The 17,191-nt window shown below is 64.1% G+C and carries 18 protein-coding genes and 1 tRNA gene; 6 read left to right on the top strand and 13 right to left on the bottom strand.

All coding sequences use genetic code 11. From position 1 onward, the window contains the following. On the bottom strand, positions 1-1,110 hold the full coding sequence (locus tag FXV83_RS34105) for a DUF2336 domain-containing protein (protein ID WP_148743939.1): 1,110 nt from the start codon (positions 1,108-1,110) through the stop codon (positions 1-3). 104 nt (positions 1,111-1,214) lie between these two features. Further along, entirely contained in the window at positions 1,215-1,916 is a 702-nt protein-coding gene (locus FXV83_RS34100) for an RluA family pseudouridine synthase (RefSeq protein ID WP_187436363.1), read from the bottom strand. A gap of 60 nt (positions 1,917-1,976) precedes the next feature. On the opposite strand from FXV83_RS34100, the gene ftsY reads away from it, so the two are divergent. From ftsY to FXV83_RS34085, 3 genes are all read left to right on the top strand, one after another. Further along, the gene (ftsY, locus tag FXV83_RS34095) at positions 1,977-2,921 is read left to right on the top strand and encodes a signal recognition particle-docking protein FtsY (protein WP_148743938.1); all 945 of its coding nucleotides are present in this window, start codon (positions 1,977-1,979) and stop codon (positions 2,919-2,921) included. A gap of 127 nt (positions 2,922-3,048) precedes the next feature. Then, complete coding sequence (locus tag FXV83_RS34090) at positions 3,049-3,651, top strand: septation protein A (protein WP_148743937.1); 603 nt, start codon at positions 3,049-3,051, stop codon at positions 3,649-3,651. Between the two features lie 83 nt (positions 3,652-3,734). After that, on the top strand, positions 3,735-4,982 hold the full coding sequence (locus FXV83_RS34085) for a flavin monoamine oxidase family protein (RefSeq protein ID WP_148743936.1): 1,248 nt from the start codon (positions 3,735-3,737) through the stop codon (positions 4,980-4,982). Positions 4,983-5,108: 126 nt separating this feature from the next. On the opposite strand, the gene FXV83_RS34080 is transcribed toward FXV83_RS34085, so the two are convergent. Both FXV83_RS34080 and FXV83_RS34070 read right to left on the bottom strand, forming a co-directional pair. Continuing rightward, entirely contained in the window at positions 5,109-5,516 is a 408-nt protein-coding gene (locus FXV83_RS34080; protein ID WP_148743935.1) for a thiol-disulfide oxidoreductase DCC family protein, read from the bottom strand. A 132-nt stretch (positions 5,517-5,648) separates the two neighbouring features. Beyond that, positions 5,649-6,539 (bottom strand): dienelactone hydrolase family protein, encoded by an 891-nt coding sequence (locus FXV83_RS34070; protein ID WP_148743980.1) that lies wholly within the window; start codon positions 6,537-6,539, stop codon positions 5,649-5,651. A 289-nt stretch (positions 6,540-6,828) separates the two neighbouring features. On the opposite strand from FXV83_RS34070, the gene FXV83_RS34065 reads away from it, so the two are divergent. Continuing rightward, positions 6,829-7,338 carry a GNAT family N-acetyltransferase gene (locus FXV83_RS34065; RefSeq protein ID WP_148743934.1) on the top strand — a complete coding sequence of 170 codons (510 nt, stop codon included), beginning with the start codon at positions 6,829-6,831 and terminating at the stop codon, positions 7,336-7,338. A 178-nt stretch (positions 7,339-7,516) separates the two neighbouring features. Next, positions 7,517-8,053 carry an inorganic diphosphatase gene (ppa, locus tag FXV83_RS34060; RefSeq protein WP_148743933.1) on the top strand — a complete coding sequence of 179 codons (537 nt, stop codon included), beginning with the start codon at positions 7,517-7,519 and terminating at the stop codon, positions 8,051-8,053. Positions 8,054-8,241: 188 nt separating this feature from the next. Here ppa and folD read toward each other — a convergent pair whose 3' ends face one another. From folD to FXV83_RS34045, 3 genes are read right to left on the bottom strand one after another with little or no spacing between them, the layout of a single operon-like run. Beyond that, entirely contained in the window at positions 8,242-9,126 is an 885-nt protein-coding gene (gene folD, locus FXV83_RS34055; RefSeq protein WP_148743932.1) for a bifunctional methylenetetrahydrofolate dehydrogenase/methenyltetrahydrofolate cyclohydrolase FolD, read from the bottom strand. 9 nt (positions 9,127-9,135) lie between these two features. Then, on the bottom strand, positions 9,136-9,480 hold the full coding sequence (locus FXV83_RS34050; protein ID WP_148743931.1) for a DUF167 domain-containing protein: 345 nt from the start codon (positions 9,478-9,480) through the stop codon (positions 9,136-9,138). Positions 9,481-9,495: 15 nt separating this feature from the next. Then, entirely contained in the window at positions 9,496-9,786 is a 291-nt protein-coding gene (locus tag FXV83_RS34045; protein WP_007598721.1) for a YggT family protein, read from the bottom strand. Positions 9,787-9,976: 190 nt separating this feature from the next. Between FXV83_RS34045 and FXV83_RS34040 the strand changes: the two genes are divergently transcribed. Continuing rightward, positions 9,977-10,052 (top strand) — tRNA-Ala (locus FXV83_RS34040). A gap of 147 nt (positions 10,053-10,199) precedes the next feature. On the opposite strand, the gene FXV83_RS34035 is transcribed toward FXV83_RS34040, so the two are convergent. The 6 genes from FXV83_RS34035 to FXV83_RS34005 form a co-directional block, all read right to left on the bottom strand. After that, positions 10,200-11,003, bottom strand: a complete 804-nt coding sequence (locus FXV83_RS34035; protein ID WP_148743930.1) for a glutamine amidotransferase — start codon at positions 11,001-11,003, stop codon at positions 10,200-10,202. Positions 11,004-11,145: 142 nt separating this feature from the next. Next, on the bottom strand, positions 11,146-11,925 hold the full coding sequence (locus tag FXV83_RS34030; protein ID WP_148743929.1) for an SDR family NAD(P)-dependent oxidoreductase: 780 nt from the start codon (positions 11,923-11,925) through the stop codon (positions 11,146-11,148). Positions 11,926-12,151: 226 nt separating this feature from the next. Next, a complete protein-coding gene (locus FXV83_RS34025) occupies positions 12,152-12,640 on the bottom strand; it encodes a tellurite resistance TerB family protein (protein WP_148743928.1) in 489 nt (162 codons plus the stop codon). Positions 12,641-12,912: 272 nt separating this feature from the next. Then, entirely contained in the window at positions 12,913-14,322 is a 1,410-nt protein-coding gene (locus FXV83_RS34015) for an adenylate/guanylate cyclase domain-containing protein (protein WP_148743926.1), read from the bottom strand. A 50-nt stretch (positions 14,323-14,372) separates the two neighbouring features. Then, complete coding sequence (locus FXV83_RS34010) at positions 14,373-15,740, bottom strand: cytochrome P450 (RefSeq protein WP_148743925.1); 1,368 nt, start codon at positions 15,738-15,740, stop codon at positions 14,373-14,375. Positions 15,741-15,788: 48 nt separating this feature from the next. Continuing rightward, positions 15,789-17,159 carry a hydrolase gene (locus FXV83_RS34005; protein WP_148743924.1) on the bottom strand — a complete coding sequence of 457 codons (1,371 nt, stop codon included), beginning with the start codon at positions 17,157-17,159 and terminating at the stop codon, positions 15,789-15,791. Positions 17,160-17,191 lie beyond the last annotated feature (32 nt).

Raw genomic sequence — 17,191 nt, 5'->3', positions numbered from 1 at the left:
CTACGACGCCCGAACCTGCCAGAATCTCAGCGTGCGCCGTGCGTTCTCCGGCGTCATGCGGACAAAATTGCCTTGCGCCTTGGCCAGATCGGCCGGCTTCATCGCTCCGGTGGCAAACCGGCTTTCGAGCACGGCGGTCGTCGTCTCCCAGCTGAGCTGTGCCGCGCGGCAAGGCACCAGCAGGCCGTCCTCGCGCAGGCTCTGCATCAGCGGACGAATGACCTCGACGGTCGATCCGGACAGCGCGGCCAAGGCAGCGACGGTTTCCTCATAACGCCGCTGCGTGGCGAAACCGAACAGCGTCGCTTCGCTGAGCTGGCCGGCTCCCTTGAGATTTGCGATGGCGCGCTTGGCGCCTTCGAAATCGCGGACACCGGACATCTCGCGCTCGACACCGACGGTGACGGCCGCGATGGCGCTTTGGATTTCCTCGAACAGATGCGGCGGCGCGCGTGACAAGAGCCGCGTGCGAACGGCATCCGTCGCCGAGCGCAGCAGCTGGCGGCGCAGTTCCGACGGCAGATCGACGCGCACGCCGACGCTCACGGCCAATTCAGGATCGGACTCGGCCTGTCCGACGATAACGGCAAATCCTGCTCCCGAGACGCGCGCACCGGGATTGGCGGCAATCCGCCGGCTGACGCTCGGATAGCGGCGCGCCAGCAGCGCGTCGGTGACGATCTCCTTCAGCCACCAGCGGCCGGCGACCGCGAGCAGATGCGGCTCGCCCTTGGACCTTGCGATCTGCACCAGTTCGCCATCGTCAAGGCGCGCCGATTCCTGCAGCACGGGACCGGCGATGCGGATCTCGTCATTGTTGGCGAGACGGCGCATCACGGACGGCGGCGCCTGGGCGATCGGCGCGAGCTGCGCGCTGATCTCGGCCAGCGCAATGCGCGCGCCCATGTCGGCGATCGCGCGCAGCTCGATGGTGCCGATCAGGCGATCGAGCACGTCATCAAATAGCAGGATCTGCTCGTCGTCGAAGCTTCCGGCGGATGACAGGAACAGGTCGGTGACGCGCCGGGCCGTTTCGAGACCCTTTTCCGCCGAGCCGAGCCTGATCGCAGACTCGACCTCGTCGATGATTGATAACTCGGCCTTGGCCATGACGCGCGGCTCGTCCTGAGCGGATTGACGGAAGCTTGTTCTAAGCAACCGTTATCATTAGAGGCGAGCACTGAAGGTTTCGTAAACCACGCGCCGGATCGGTCCTATTCGCCATTCCAGCCGCAGGCCCGGAGCCGTTCGTGCATGTGAGCCGGCGCGGGCGCCACCACCCTGATCGGCTCCTTGTTCCTGGAGATCGGCACCACGATCTCGCGGGAATGCAAATGCAGGCGCGGCTCGCCGAAGCGCGGGCCGCTGCCATAAATGTTATCACCGAAGATCGGCCACCCCGTTGCGGCCGAATGCACCCGCAATTGATGCGTCCGCCCCGTGACGGGTTCCATGGCGAGCCAGGTCAGGCCTGCCCCGCGGCCCATGACTTTCCAGTTGGTGATCGCCTTCTGACCCTCCGGATCGGGCTTCTGCCACCAGCCACGCTCGGCATTGAGCCGACCGAGCGGCATGTCGATAGTGCCTTCATCTTCGGCAGGACCGCCCTCGACCAGGGTCCAGTAGGTCTTGCCGATCTTGCCGTGCTTGAACAGCAGGCCGAGCGAGGCGGTGGCCTTGCGATGGCGGCCGAGCACGAGGCAGCCGGAGGTGTCCTTATCCAGCCGGTGAGCCAGCACCGGCGGCCGCGGCAGGCCGAAACGCAGGGCGTCGAAGGATGCTTCCAGATTGGCGCCCCCCTTGGGGCCGCGATGCACCGGCAGGCCCGCCGGCTTGTCGATGACCAGCATCAGCCCGTCGCGGTGAAGCACGCGCGCCAGAATTTCATCGGCCGTCAATTCGGGAACATCGAGCAACTGCAAGCGCTTTCGTTCAGACTTTCGTTTATGGGCCGGAACGGCTAACACACCGCCACCATGAACGATACCACCTCCGAGACCCCCAAGCTGAGCTGGTGGCGCCGCCTGTCCAACGGGCTGAAGCGCACGTCGTCCTCGCTCGGAACCGCGGTCGCCGACCTCGTCACCAAGCGCAAGCTCGATCGCGCCATGCTCGACGACATCGAGGACGTGTTGCTGCGCGCCGACCTCGGTACCGAGGTCGCGGTGCGGATCGCGGATGCGGTCGGCACCGGCCGCTATGACAAGGCGATCTCGGCGGACGAGGTCAAGGACGTCGTCGCGACCGAGGTCGAGAAGGTATTGTCGCCGGTTGCAAAACCGCTCGAGATCGATGCGGCGAAAAAGCCTTTCGTCATCCTCGTGGTCGGCGTCAACGGTTCTGGCAAGACCACCACCATCGGCAAGCTCTCGGCGAAGTTTGCAGCCGAAGGCCGCAAAATGATGCTGGCGGCCGGCGACACGTTTCGTGCGGCCGCCATCGAGCAGCTCAAGGTGTGGGGCGAGCGCACCAAGACACCTGTCATCGCCGGTGCGCAGGGCTCGGACTCGGCAAGCCTTGCCTTCAATGCGCTGACGGCGGCGAAGGAGCAGAACATCGACGTGCTCCTGATCGACACGGCGGGACGACTGCAGAACAAGTCCGAGTTGATGAACGAGCTCGAAAAGGTCGTGCGCGTCATCCGGAAGGTGGACGCGTCGGCGCCGCATGCGGTGTTGCTGGTGCTGGATGCCACCGTCGGACAGAATGCGCTGTCGCAGGTCGAGGCTTTCCATCGCACCGCCGGCGTCACTGGCCTGGTGATGACGAAGCTCGACGGCACCGCGCGCGGCGGCATCCTGGTGGCGCTCGCGGAAAAATTCAAACTGCCGGTGCACTTCATCGGCGTCGGCGAAGGCGTCGACGATCTCGCGCCGTTCACCGCGCGGGATTTCGCCCGCGCCATCGCCGGAATCGAATAGCCTCGTCCTTCGAGACGCGCGCCGCAAGCGCGCTCCTCAGGATGAGGCCGTGCCACATGTGAGGTCCTCATCCTGAGGAGACCGCGAAGCGGGCGTCTCGAAGGATGGGATGGAGAGATGGAAGAGAATGGACAAGACCCTGCCACATCCACTGTTCAAGCTTGCGACCGAGCTCGGTCCGCTGCTCGTCTTCTTCTTCGTGAATGCGAAGTTCAATCTTTTCGCAGCGACCGGCGCCTTCATGGTCGCGATCGTCGCTGCGATGATCGCCTCCTATGTGGTGACGCGCCACGTGCCGATCATGGCGATCGTGACCGGCGTGATCGTGCTGGTGTTCGGCACGCTGACCCTGGTGCTGCACGACGAGACCTTCATCAAGGTCAAGCCGACCATTATCTACGCCCTGTTTGCGGCGATCCTCGGCGGCGGGCTGCTGTTCGGCCGCTCCTTCATTGCCGTGATGTTCGATCAGATGTTCAACCTGACGCCACAGGGCTGGCGCATCCTCACGCTACGCTGGGCGTTGTTCTTCGCGGGTCTGGCGATTTTGAACGAGATCGTCTGGCGCACCCAGAGCACTGACTTCTGGGTGAACTTCAAGGTGTTCGGCGTGACGCCGCTGACGATGGTCTTTGCCATCGCACAGATGCCGCTGACCAAGCGCTACCACCTCGCACCGGTGTCGCTGGAGGCAAGCGAGGCCGAGGCGGGGGATGTGAGGAAGGGGTAACGTCCGCCCCCCCCATCCCGCCATTTTCCCGGGCATACCGGATCACCCGCCCTAATCTTCGGCGAACGTGCTAGAGCCCGTCCATGAGCTCCCTTCCCTCCTCCGTCGACGTCGCGATCATCGGCGCCGGTGCTGCGGGCCTCGGCGCTGCGCACGCGTTACGCGGCTCGGGCCTCTCGGTGATCGTGCTGGAGGCGCGCAATCGCATCGGCGGCCGGGCCTGGACGGTGCAGGCCTCGCCCGAAGTCACCTTCGACGTCGGTTGCGGCTGGTTGCACTCGGCGGACAAGAACTCCTTCGTCCCGATCGCCCGGCAACTCGGTTTCGAGATCAACACGGACTTACCGCCCTGGAGCGATCGCGCCTTTGGCGACGCCTTTCCGGAAGTCGCGCGCAGGGATTTTGTGCGCGCGATCGACGAATTCTACGAACGTGCGTCTGAGGCTGCGGAAAAAGATGAAGATGCGCCTGCGGCCAGATATCTCGAACCTGGCAACCGCTGGAATCCGATGATCGACGCGGTCTCGACCTATGTGAACGGATGCGAGCTCGATCAGGTCTCGATTCTCGACATGGAGGCCTATGAGGATACTTACTTCAATTGGCGCGTGCGGGCCGGATATGGGACTCTGATCGCAGCCTATGGCGCGCCCTGCCCGATCGCACTGAACTGCAACGTTGCGGTGGTCGACCATTCCGGCCAGCGCATCCGGCTCGAAACCTCGCTCGGCACCCTTGATGCCGCGAAGGTGATTGTCACCGCGCCTAGCAGCTTGATCGCCGACGAAGCGATCCGTTTTTCGCCGGCGCTCCCCGCCAAGGTCGATGCGGCAGCCGGCCTGCCGCTCGGCGTCGACGACAAGGTGACGCTGGCACTCGAGGATGCGGACGCCTTTCCGAAGGAGGGCAATTTGCGCGGCGCCACTATGCGCACCGCGATGGGCACCTACCACATCCGCCCGTTCGGCCAGCCGTGCATCGAAGGGTTTTTCGGCGGCAGCTTTGCGCGTGAGCTGGAGGACGCAGGGGACGGCGCCATCGCCGCGCAAAGCATCGACGAGATCGCCGGTTTTCTTGGCAACGACATCCGCCGCAAGCTGAAGCCGTTGTACGAGTCGCGCTGGGCGCACGATCCGTTCGCTCGCGGCGCCTATTCGCATGCGCTGCCTGGCCATGCAGGGGATCGTGCCCTGCTGGCCGCGCCAGTCGATGGCCGGCTGTTCTTCGCAGGGGAGGCCACGTCGCCGAATTTTTTCACGACGGCGCATGGTGCGCGGGACAGCGGCGAGCGGGCAGCGAAGGAAGTGCTAGCGGCTCTGAGCAGGATTTAACCGCAAACTGTCATTGCGAGCGCAGCGAAGCAATCCAGGCTGTCACCGCGGAAAGATCCTGAATTGCTCCGCGGAGCCTGTCATCGGGCCGCGCTTTGCGCGGACCCGTTGGCTCGCAATGACGAATCATTCTATCACCCGCGCCCGCAAATCTGCGTCCGGCACGAAGCACGCATCGTATTTCCCAAAGATGCGGTAGCGGTTGCGCGCAACGAGATTGTAGACCGCATTCCGCAGCGGTTTCGGCACGGCGAACAACATGCGCACCCAGCCCCATCCCGGCAGTTGCGACAGCACAGTCAGCGCAGCGTCTGATTTCAAGAACACCTCTCCGCCATGGATCACCGCATTGGTGTCGGGATCACCTGGATCGATGCCGAACGTGCGGGCGAGCCGGGTTCCATACTCAGACTGGATCGGCGTGAAACGAAACCGCCTTGCCGTATCGCGCTGCGCGACGAAACGGACCCAGCGCGAACAGAAGATGCAGACGCCATCGAACAGGATCACGTCATCGTCGGGCCATTTTTGCATCAGCGATTGTCCAGGGGTGAGCAGCGCTTGCGCATCGCGGCTACGATGCGCCCATCATGAAGAACGCGGTCCCGGTACCGAGGATGACGATGGCGCCGAGCACATGCAGATATTTGACAAGGAAATACAGCGTCATGGCTTGCCGCCTGCCCGCGGCTTCAACGCACGGTCGAGCTCACCGCCGGCGGCTTGGACGCCGGCTTCGGTTTCGATCATCCAATGGCCCTCGCTGCCGATAGCGGGCAACACACGGAAATCGACCTTGTTGCCACCGCCACGAAACGCGTCTGCCAACGCCCGCGAGAACGCCGGCGCAAAGTAGCTGTCATTGGTTGCAACGAGCCATGTCACGGGAATGCGCGCGGCCTTGCCGAACTCGGCTGCGGCCGCAAGAAGCGTGTGCGGCACGCAGATCCGGTTCGGTTCATCGTTGGCGTGGCCGCCGCGCCCCGGCGCAAATGCGATGATCGCGGAGACGATCTTCGGATCGCCATTGGCGAGCGCCAGCGCGCCCCAGCCGCCGGCGGAATGGCCGAGCACGACCGCCGCATCCTTGCGGACGAAATCCTGCTTTCGCAGATATTCCAGCGCGCGTGAAATTTCCTCGGCAGTTGCGCGGCCGGAGCGCGCATAGTCCGCCTCGTCACAGCCTCCCTGATCCTCGAGATAGCGACCGCCGGTTGCGCCGTGACCGAGCCGTTCCGGCACCAGCACGGCGAAGCCGCGCGCGATGAGATACACGACGAGCGCGCGGTATTCCGGTGGCGGCATTTGCGCGCGACGCAGTACGTTCTGCGTGGTGGCGTGCGCGATGACCGCGAGCCGAAACGGACCCGTGCCGGGGGGACGAAACAGCAGGGCATGCGCAGCGATGTCGGTATCGGGCGACGGCACGCGCCATTGCTGACGGCGAAACGGCTCGCCCTCCTCTCCTGACGAGCCCAAGGTGACCTGAGCGCACAGAGGTGGCGCAGTCAGCAGGGCCAGCAAAGGCAGAAGCGCGAGGATGTTGGAGAGACGCATGAACGGCCGAAGGCGAACACGGGCAGCGAGGGCAGACCAGTAGGCAGACCAGTAGGCAGACCAGTAGGAACGAATCATTCTGGGCGGACTTTTTGCGGTGCCATTGCCGTCCATTCGTTGCGGCAAGGTAGTTTTGCACCAACGCGTGGCAAGCCGTTGCCGTTCGAGGCAGCTTCTTGTCCTCTTTCGGTACAACATGGTTAAAATACTGATGCAGAAAGTCCACAGGTTAACCGATAATTAACGATAGGTCTTGCCGCCGGCGCGGCGACTTGGTTTGATTGCGTCCATGAGCACAACCCTGATCGAGGTCCGGCCGGCCAAAGCTGCAGACGCAACTGCGGTGGCCTCGACCCATGACGAAGCCTGGCGATCGGCCTATCAGGGCATCATTCCCGGTGGCGAGCTGGAAAAGCTGATCAACCGCCGCGGCCCGCAATGGTGGGACAGCGCGATCCGCAAGGGCAGCCGCGTCAGCGTGCTGGTGTTCGGCGACAAAATCGCGGGCTACGCCAATTACGGTCGCAACCGCGCCCGCAGCCTGCATTTCGACGGCGAGATCTACGAGCTTTACCTGCGCCCAGAGTTCCAGGGGCTCGGCTTCGGCCGTCGCCTCTTCACCGCCGCCCGCCGCGACCTCATGCAAAGCAATCTGAAGAGCATGGTGGTGTGGGCGCTGTCCGATAACGATCCGGCGACGGAGTTTTACCGGGCGCTGGGCGGCCGCATGGTGGCGCGCTCCTCGGAGCGATTCGGGCCGAAGTCGCTCGACAAGGTTGCCTTCGCTTGGACCAATTGACCTGCTGAAAGCTTAACCGGCAGCGTTCCCCTTTCCGTCGATACCGTTGCCTTTTGAGCCGGTGATCGCTGGATTCATTATTTCACAAAAACACGATGGATAGGCGGGCCAAGCCCGCGTATGAGGGGGCCAAATCGCTGCCGGGCGCGATTTCACCTCGGCAACAACGGAGCCTTGAATGCGTATCGATGCGATCTCGATCGGGACCAACCCGCCACACGACGTCAATGTCATCATCGAAGTGCCGGTGGGTGGCGAACCGATCAAATACGAAATGGACAAGGAAGCTGGCACGCTGGTGGTCGACCGCTTCCTCTACACGCCGATGCGCTATCCCGGTAACTACGGCTTCATTCCGCACACGCTGTCCGACGATGGCGACCCCTGCGACGTGCTGATCATCAACACCCGCGCCATCATCCCCGGCGCGGTCATGAGCGTGCGTCCGGTCGGCGTGCTGATGATGGAAGACGAAGCCGGCGGCGACGAGAAGATCTTGGCCGTGCCGTCGTCGAAGCTGACGCAGCGCTACGACAAGGTGAAGACCTATAGCGACCTGCCGGACATCACGCTGCAGCAGATCCAGCACTTCTTCGAGCACTATAAGGATCTCGAGAAGGGCAAGTGGGTGAAGATCTTGCGCTGGGGCGGCCCCGAGGAAGCGCAAAAGCTGATCCTCGACGGTATCGAGCGCGCGAAAAAGAAGAAGGCGTGAGGCTTCGGTATCCCGGACAAAGGTAGGCTCCCTCGCCCTGTTCTTACGGGGCCGCGACGAGCTTCGCTCGCGCAGAGAGGGTCGGGGTGAGGGGCTGCTTCCGCAAAAGCTGTGGCAGTAGGACTCGCGGAGACCCCCCTCACCCGACGCATCGCGTCGACCTCTCCCCGCAAGCGGGGCGAGGTGAACTACACCGCCGGCTTCTGCAGGCCGGCGATCGCGCAGGCGGCGCGAAGCGTGTTCACCAGCAGGCAGGCAACCGTCATCTGGCCAACGCCGCCCGGCACCGGTGTGATCGCGCCGGCAACACTGAGCGCTTCCTGATAGGCGACGTCGCCGACCAGTCGCGTCTTGCCGTCTTCCTTGGGAATGCGATTGATGCCGACGTCGATCACGGTGGCGCCAGGCTTCAGCCAGTCGCCGCGCACCATCTCGGGCTTGCCGACGGCGGCATAGACGAGGTCAGCGCGCTTCACGAGCCCGGGCAGATCGCGCGAGCGCGAATGCGCGATCGTCACCGTGGCGTTCTCGTTCAGCAGCAATTGCACCAGCGGGCGGCCGACCAGATTGGATCGGCCGATGACGATGGCGTTCATGCCTGCGAGCGAAGCATGCACGCTCTTGGTCAGGATGATGCAGCCGAGCGGCGTGCAGGGCGACAGCGCTTCGAAACCGCCGGCAAGGCGGCCGGCATTGTTCGGATGCAGGCCGTCGACGTCCTTGGCCGGGTCGATGGCATTGATGACGGCCTCGGTGTTGAGGCTCTTCGGCAGCGGCAGTTGCACCAGAATGCCGTGCACGGCGGGATCGCGGTTGAGCTTTGCGACCAGCGTCAGCAGTTCGGCCTGCGAGACATCGGCCGGCAGCTTGTGCTCGAACGAGGCCATGCCGGCCGCCTGGGTCTGGGTTTGTTTTGAGCGAACATACACCTCGCTGGCGGGATCGTTGCCGACCAGGACCACAGCGAGGCCCGGTATCAGATTATGCTCGCGCTTGATGCGGGCGACTTCGTCGGCGACGCGAGCACGCAGTTCCGCGGCAATCACTTTCCCGTCGATGATCTTGGCTGTCATGTCCATTCCTTAGGTCTTAGGTCTGGCCGAGACGAGCTGGCGCAGGGCTTCGCCGAGCCGCGCCGGATCGCCGTCGACCGCGATCTGCTTCAGCCGCGAGGTCGCCCCGGACAGCAGCTTCACGCTGGCCTTGGGTACGCGGAGCGATTTCGCCAGCAGCACCAGGACCGCCCGATTGGCCTCGCCGCCATCGGCGATGGCGCGCACCCTCACCTTGAGCACGCTGCGGCCATCGGCCAACTGTTCGATCCCGTCGATATCGTCGCGGCCGCCGCGCGGCGTCACCCGCAGCGCGATGCTGATGCCCGCGGCCGAGTAACGCCAGGGTTCCTTACAAGCTTCTTTGGCAACCAAGGTGCCCCAGCCCGCCTAGATCACGTTCGGATAGATGTAGTACAGGATCACGCGCTCGATGAACATGATGAGCAGGATCAGGATGATCGGCGAGATATCGAGACCGCCGAGACTTGGCAGGAAATTGCGAATCGGCGCCAGCACCGGCTCGGTGATGCGATACAGGAACTCCGCAACCGCCGACACGAACTGGTTGCGGGTGTTGACGACGTTGAAAGCGATCAACCAGGACAGGATCGCGGACGCGATCAGCAGCCAGACGTAGAGGTCGAGCACGATGATGACGATGTCGAGAACGGCACGCATGGCTTTTGAAAACTCTGGCTGAGGGCGGGATTGACGGCTTTTGCTAGATATCGGTTCCCCCCGGCCCAAACAAGGGAGGTTCGGGCGTGGGGATGGCTAAAACCGGATTACGCCCGTCCTTGACTTGACCTTAGCGGGGACTTAAATGGCGCCCGGTTGTCGGCCGCATTAACCAGGGCGGCCAACAAACGGGGCCATAGCTCAGCTGGGAGAGCGCGTCGTTCGCAATGACGAGGTCGGCGGTTCGATCCCGCCTGGCTCCACCACGCTTCGCCCTTCGGGCTACGCGTGGCGCAGCCGCGCAGGAGTCTGAAGGGCGAAGCGTGGTGCCCGGCGAAGCCAAAGGCGAAGCCGGGCTGTTAAAGAGATTCCCACCTCCCATAAGCCATGGCGGCCGGCGCGCGAAGGCGCGATCACTCGGCGGCCTGCGCCAGCACCGACCGGCGCGCCAGCCAGCCGTCGATGAAATGATCAAGCCATGCGCGTTCCGCGACGTCGTAGACGGCACGGTCCGTAAAATGATGATGCCGCGCCCGCGCACCGGGCGCGCTCAGGCCGTCATAGCCGCGCGTGGTCCAGCAATGCATCATCGCGTAGGTCACGTCGGGATGAAACTGCACACCGAAGGCATTGCCGGTGCGGAATGCCTGCACCGGAAAATCATCGCTTTCGGCAAGCAGTTCGGCGCCGGCCGGCAGCTCAAATCCTTCGCGATGCCAATGATAGACTCGTGCCGGCCAGTCAGGGCAGAGCGCGTGTCCCGCCGCGGTCGGACGGATCGGGTAATAGCCAATCTGGGTCAGCGCATCCACATGTGGTGCGACGCGGGCCCCTAACTGCATTGCGAGCATCTGCGCACCGAGGCAGATGCCGAGGAACGGCCGCTGCTCGCGCAGCGGAATTTCGATCCAGTCGATCTCGCGTCGGATGTAGTCGTCGGAATCGTTGGCGCTCATCGGACCGCCGAAGACCACGGCGCCGGCATGCTGCTCGAGCGTCTCGGGCAGGCGATCGCCGAAGCGGGGACGGCGGATGTCGAGGCGATGGCCGAGCGCGCGGAGCGCATTGCCGACGCGGCCGGGCGTCGAGGATTCCTGATGCAGAATGACGAGAACCGGCAGCCGGGTTTCAGGACGACCGGCGGAAGCGCCGAGGTCCCTTCGGTTGGGGAAGGGCACCAATTCTGCGCCACCAAACCTGTTCGTCCGGAACGACATTGCCTTTCCAAGTGCTATCGGTTCCCAAGTGCTATCGGTTCAGACCGCCAGCATAACTAAGCGATCGTTAATTTCGTGTGAGTTCGCGCACGCACCGAAATGAAAGCAAGCTCCGGGCCAATACGGGAGCTGACGGCTTCCGCTAGCGCCTTTGCCTCTGAAACCGGCTGGTGGCGAACAGGATGAAGTCGCGCGGGAAGAAGCGCAGCAGGAACGGCACGATCTTGATGGCGAGGCCGGGCAGCACTGCCCGTTTGTTGGCCATCAGTCCACGATAGGCCTCGCGTGCGACATCCGCGGCCGAAACGTTGAGAGCCGCCGTATCATGTCCGGATCCAACGCGGGCCCGCGCCTGGAATTCGGTGGGCACCGGGCCCGGGCAAAGGACCGTCACGCGGACGCCGCGCGGACCGAGCTCCGCGCGCAGGGCCTCGGTGAAAGAGATCACATAGGCCTTGGAGGCGTAGTAGACGGCCATGCCGGGGCCGGGCAAAAAGCCGGCGACGGAGCCCACATTGAGAAGGCCGCCCTTGTTGCGGATGAGCTGTTCGGCGAAGCGCAGCGACAGATCGGTCAGAGCCCGAACGTTGACATCGACGATGCCGACCTGCTCGACGCGGTCGCGTTCGACGGCATCGCCGAACACACCAAAGCCGGCATTGTTGACGAGATTGTCGAGCTCGACACCTGCGGTGGCCAGCGCGGCGGCGATGGTCTCGCCGGCGTCGGCTTGCTCGAGGTCGCAGACGATCACGATCGGCTTCTTGCCGCCCTTGGCGGAGAGCTCGCTGGCGAGCGCCTCGAGCCGATCGGCTCTGCGCGCCGTGAGCGCCAGGCGGTGTCCGTTCGCGGCGAACACGCGCGCCAGCTCCATGCCTATGCCCGCCGAGGCACCGGTAATCAGCGTCACCCGCTCAGTCACGATCGAACTCTCTTCAATTCAAGATTTTTGGCCCCGCAATAGCGGAACGAGAGCATAGAGCGTGCGCGCCGCGCAAGCCGGCCGGCGGCATGGCGGCTAGTGCTGGCGACAGGGAGCGTAGGAAAAACCGCTGATTTCACGCGAAACCGACACCGGAGCGACGGCGAAGACATTAAAATTTCGTCATGTGGTACGCACGGCCCGCAATCGGCCGTGTTAAGGCGGGTCAGCCGCCGATAGCGCCGTTCTTCACCTGATTGCCGGCGCGGTCCGCAACGGCATGCTTCAGGTCGATCCGGTCGCGCTGGGCGATCCCGAGCAGGTCGGAGGCGCGCCAGACCACGTTGTCTTCGAACTCGCTGACCTGGCCGTCGGCATAGACCAGCTCCCACATCATCTGCACGATGCGCTTGCGCCCCTCTTCATCGAGCGAGCGCATGATGACGCTGGTGAAATGATAGAGGTCGACCGCCTCGCCCTCGACCTGGGTCGCGTCCGCGATCAGGCGGTCCGCAGTGCCGCGATCGAGCCCGAAATGACGTTCGATCAGGCTGTGCAGCTTGCGCTGCTCGGCCGCAGTCGGCTGGCCGTCCAACGAAACCACGTGGACCAGCAGCGCGGTTGCCGCCAGTCGATAGTCGCTGTCGCCGAAGGCGCGGTCGCCAGCCTGAGAAGCAACGATGTCAGCGATGAATTGGCGCAGGCCGTCGAGCATAAAGTCCTACCGATATCGATGAAGCCGCGGGGAGGCGGCGTTACAGCAATATATGAGCGGGAAACTCAACCGCCGCAACATGCGTCAGTTCCGCGTACGGCATTACGTTTCGGCAATCTCTTCGTCGTCCCGGCGAAGGCCGGGACCCATAACCACAGGCTGTGGTTTGGTGAAGATTGGTCGTTCGGGATTAGCACCATCGGCAACCGACAGATTCCGCGGTATGGGTCCCGGCCCCCCGTGCGCAATTGCGCACTAGGCCGGGACGACGTCTACGGTATCTCGTACACCACCATCTTGTCGGCGATGCCGCGCAGCGCGGCCTGCTTCTGGATCGGCCTGATCTCGCGCTGCTGCAACACCTCGGCAACAGCCGGTGCGTCCAGCACCGGTCCGGTGATGTGGATTTCCTGCGACGTGGACAGGCTCTGCACGCGCGCGGCGATGTTGACGGTCTGGCCGAAATAGTCCTGACGCTCGTTGAGCATCACCGCAAGGCAGGGACCCTCATGAATGCCGATCTTGACGATAAGATCGGCGGTGCCGCGCTGCTTGTTGAGCTCGTCCATCGCTGCCCGCATCCGCAGACCCGCGACGATCGCGTGCTCGGGACGGACGAATGTCGCCATCACGGCGTCGCCGATCGTCTTCACCACGGCGCCTTTTTCCGAGGAGATGATCTCGAGCAGCGCGTGAAAATGCGCGCGCACGAGATCGAAGGCGGCGAGGTCGCCGACGCGCTCGTAGAGCGCCGTCGAGCCTTTCAAGTCGGTGAACAGGAAGGTCAGCGAGGTGATCTGGAGCCGCTGGTCGAGACTGAGATTGTCGGCCTTGAACACATCGCGAAAAGTCTGGTTCGACAGCATCCGCTTGGCGGTGAGGAACGGCTTGCGCTTGCCTATCAGGTGATGAAGCGCGTCGGCCGCGATGAACACCGACGGCAGTACTCGCACGCCGGCCTGGTTCTCCAGCGACAGCCGCAACGGACCCGGCCGCATCACCGCGGTCCCGGTCGGGGCCCGCACCTTGTTGTACATGATGGCGAGCTGCTGGCGTTCCTTGGTCGGCTCGCCCTGGACATCGATGAACTGGGCGGCGTGCGTCACCGGCTCGAAGATGATGATGAAGTCGCTCGGCAATTGCAGCGACATGGTCGCCTTCTCGCCGGCCGGAAGCTCGAGCGTATCCAGCGTCACCTCGTTGGCCAGCGTCGCAAACGATTCCTTGTTGAAGTCGACGCCGGAGCTCCAGAACACCTGCTTGAAATATTCCCAGACCGGAAGCGAGTCGGGGTCATGCGCCGCGATGCGCCGTACGCGCGGGTTCACCGTGAAGGACACCTCGACCTGGTCGTCGACGGAAGCCTTGTAGCCGCAGGCACAGAGCGCGCAGTGATAATCGTCGGGCTTGAGGGCCTTCAGCGTCGAGTGCGCGCCGAGCACGCCGCCGCATCCTGGACACAATACATTCCAGCCGAGATCGAACAGCCCAAGCCGGGCCGAATGCAGGAAGCCCGAGATCGTCCGCTCTTCGTCGAGATTGTGCTGCCTGGAAAAGTCGAGAACATTGACGCGGTTGAGCTCGTGATCCTCACCGTGGTCGATCAGATGCTGAATCGCATCTACCACCTTTGGATCGGCGGTCTGCTTCAGGACAGAAAGCTGGGCTTCGATATCGCTCATGGCGGGACTCTATCTAGGGTGGATCACGCCATTGGCCAGGCAGTCGCCTGTCACCGACGCGTGATGCGGAACATGGGTGAGTGGCCGGGGTGGGTCGTCACGACGCCGTGCGGGATGACGGGATCGGTATCGGCAAGCTCGACTCGAAACGCGCCGATCAGCCGCGCCAGCGCCAGCACGGATTCGGCCTGCGCAAACGGCGCCCCGACGCAGACGCGCGGCCCCGCGCCGAACGGCAGATAGGCGAAACGATCCGGCGCCTCGGTCGACATGAAGCGTTTTGGAATGAACGCGTTCGGTTGATCCCACAGCTTCTCGTGCCGATGCAGCAGCCACGGCGCGATCATGATGATGTCGCCCTTGCCGATCGCAACGCCAGCCGCATTGTCCTTTTCCCGGGCGGCTCGCGCGATCAGGAAGGCCGGCGGATAGAGCCGCATGGTCTCCTCGATCACGGCGCGGGTGAATTTCTGGCGGTCGATGTCGGCCATGCTGTCGAGATGCTCGCCGCGGGTCTCGGAAGCCACTTCCTCTTGCGTGTCCGGATCCAGCGCGAGCAGATAGAGCGCCCAGAACAACGCGGTCGCCGTGGTCTCGTGACCGGCGAGGATCATGGTCGCGACCTCGTCGACGAGCTGTTCGTCGGAAAACCCCTTGCCGGTCTCAGGATCGCGCGCCTCATCCATGAGGTCGAACAGGTCGCGCGGCGGCGCACCGTCCTTCTTGCCCGCGGCACGTCGCTCGGCAATCAGTATCGCGACGAATTCGGTCCAGCGCTTGCGGAAGCGTGCGCGGGCAAAATCCATCGGACTCGGCCAGGACACCGGCAGGATCATGTCGAAGAAATACGGCCGCCCCAGCCGTGCACCATATTCCATGACGAAATTGCGCAAGGTCGGGCCATGCCGGTCCATGCCGAAGGAGAACATGGTGCGTCCGGCGATCTCAAGCGTCATGCGCTGCATGAGCTCGCGCAGGTCAACGGGCTCGCTCGTGCGCTCCTCGAGCTTCGCGATGGTCTCGTCCAGCACCGCGGTCATGTGCGGGACGAGGTTGGCGGTCGCCTTCGGCGTGAAGGCCGGTGCAAGGGTGCGGCGCTGAAACGTCCACGAATGGCCTTCCGCAATCAGAAGGCCGTCACCGAGTACGGGACGCAGCATGCGGATGCCGGCCGGCGTGCGCGAATAGTTCTCGTAGTTGCTCAGCAGCACGTGCCGGATCGCGTCCGGGCGATTCAGGATGAAACTGTTGCGGAAGAAGAAGCGGCCCTGGATGACATCTTCCTCGTAGGCGCGCTGCCCCCAGGTTGCGATCATATTCTGCTTGATCACCGCAAGCCGGCCGAGAAACGACATATCGTCCGGCGCGCGCGGCGGGGTCGGAGGGACGATGGGCCGACGCACGCTGGCGATGTTCATGGCTCTCTCCCGCAGATATCTTCGCAGTCAAGGCTTGCAGCTCAACAGCTAATAAGTCAGCTCGGCAATCGCAATCCTGTTCTCGGAGGCCGGCCAGACGCGTGCCACAATCCGCTCTTCGTTGAATTGGGCCACGACGTTACGCCCGATCTCGGCGGCCGAAAGGCGCAGGGTTGCTGTCGCATCCGTGGGCACGCCCGGCTTGACGTCGGCCGGCTCCCTGCCGTCGAAGAGCACCACGTCCCGTGGCAGGCCAAAATAGCCGCGCGGGCGCGACATGATCACGACCGCACCGGCATCCTTGTCCGCCGGCCCGAGCGGGCGCGCGGCACGCAGATGCACGACGTCGGACGAGCGCGGGAAAGGCGAGCGGTAAAAATGCGTTATCGGCGCATCCGGCGAAGTCAGGACGAATTCGAGCGAAGAGGCGGCATCGACCTCCGCCGGCCCCCAACGTCCGTCGGCGCCGGTCTTCGAGCTGTGCACTGCACCGCCCTTGCGCTCTCCAGTTTCGGGCTCGACCCGGAAGATATCGACGGTTGCGCCCGCGACCGGACGGTTGGTCGACACGCCGCCCGGCGTACCCGTCACTAGGCCGCTCAGCCTGACGTTCTGCTCCGGCATGATTGCAATGCGCGCGGGCTCGCGGCCGGCGATGAATTTGTAGATCTCGCGGAAGGCACGGGGATGGAACGCCACCTCGCGATGGTCGAGCGCACCGAGCACGAGATTCGTGGCGCCCTTCAGCTCGGGCCCCTCGGCGGTGACGCCGGTCGGCACGCCGGGCTTCCCGATGAAGCGGCCGTCGGGTTGCGCGTATTTGTCCATGCCGTCACTGCGCAATGTGAGGAAGGCCACGCCCGGCGTCACCTCGCTCTCACCCTCGTTCAAGCCGCGCAAGAATGCGCCCCGGCCGTTGAACTCGCTGCCGGGCGTGTCGTCGGTTGCAAAAACGCCGTGATTGGGTGTGCCGCACAACACGGCATGGCTGACATCTGCTGCACCGCCATTCCTGATGACATTGCGAATCGCGTAGCCGCCGCGCGAGCTGCCGACCAGTGCCACGCGGGGCGCACCGCTGCGGCGCTTCAGTTCCGTGATGGCCGCCGTGAGCTCGCGGCGCTGGTCCTCGGTCGAGGACCGGTTGGCCTGCTCGACCTTGTCGTCGCTCCGCGCATTGGGATCGGTGAAATTGATCGCCAGCATGCGCTCGCGCGCGATGCCGTTCGATTCCATCCGCCACAACGCGGTCATCCAGAGCGCATCGTAATCGCCATTGCCGTGAACGAACAGGATCGGCGGCACCTCCGAACCCTGCGCCGCGGGCGCGGTCTGCGCCAGCGCCTCGATCCGCAAGCTCGCAACCGCGAAGGGAAGGCTACCTGCACCCTGCAGGATCGTCCGTCGCGACAGCTTCATATGTTCCTCTCCGGCAACCATTTCTTTGCGCC

Source organism: Bradyrhizobium hipponense, assembly GCF_008123965.1.
Taxonomy (GTDB): Bacteria; Pseudomonadota; Alphaproteobacteria; order Rhizobiales; family Xanthobacteraceae; genus Bradyrhizobium; species Bradyrhizobium hipponense.
Note: the sequence above shows the minus strand (reverse complement) of the source record. Positions and strands in the feature narration are given on the sequence as shown.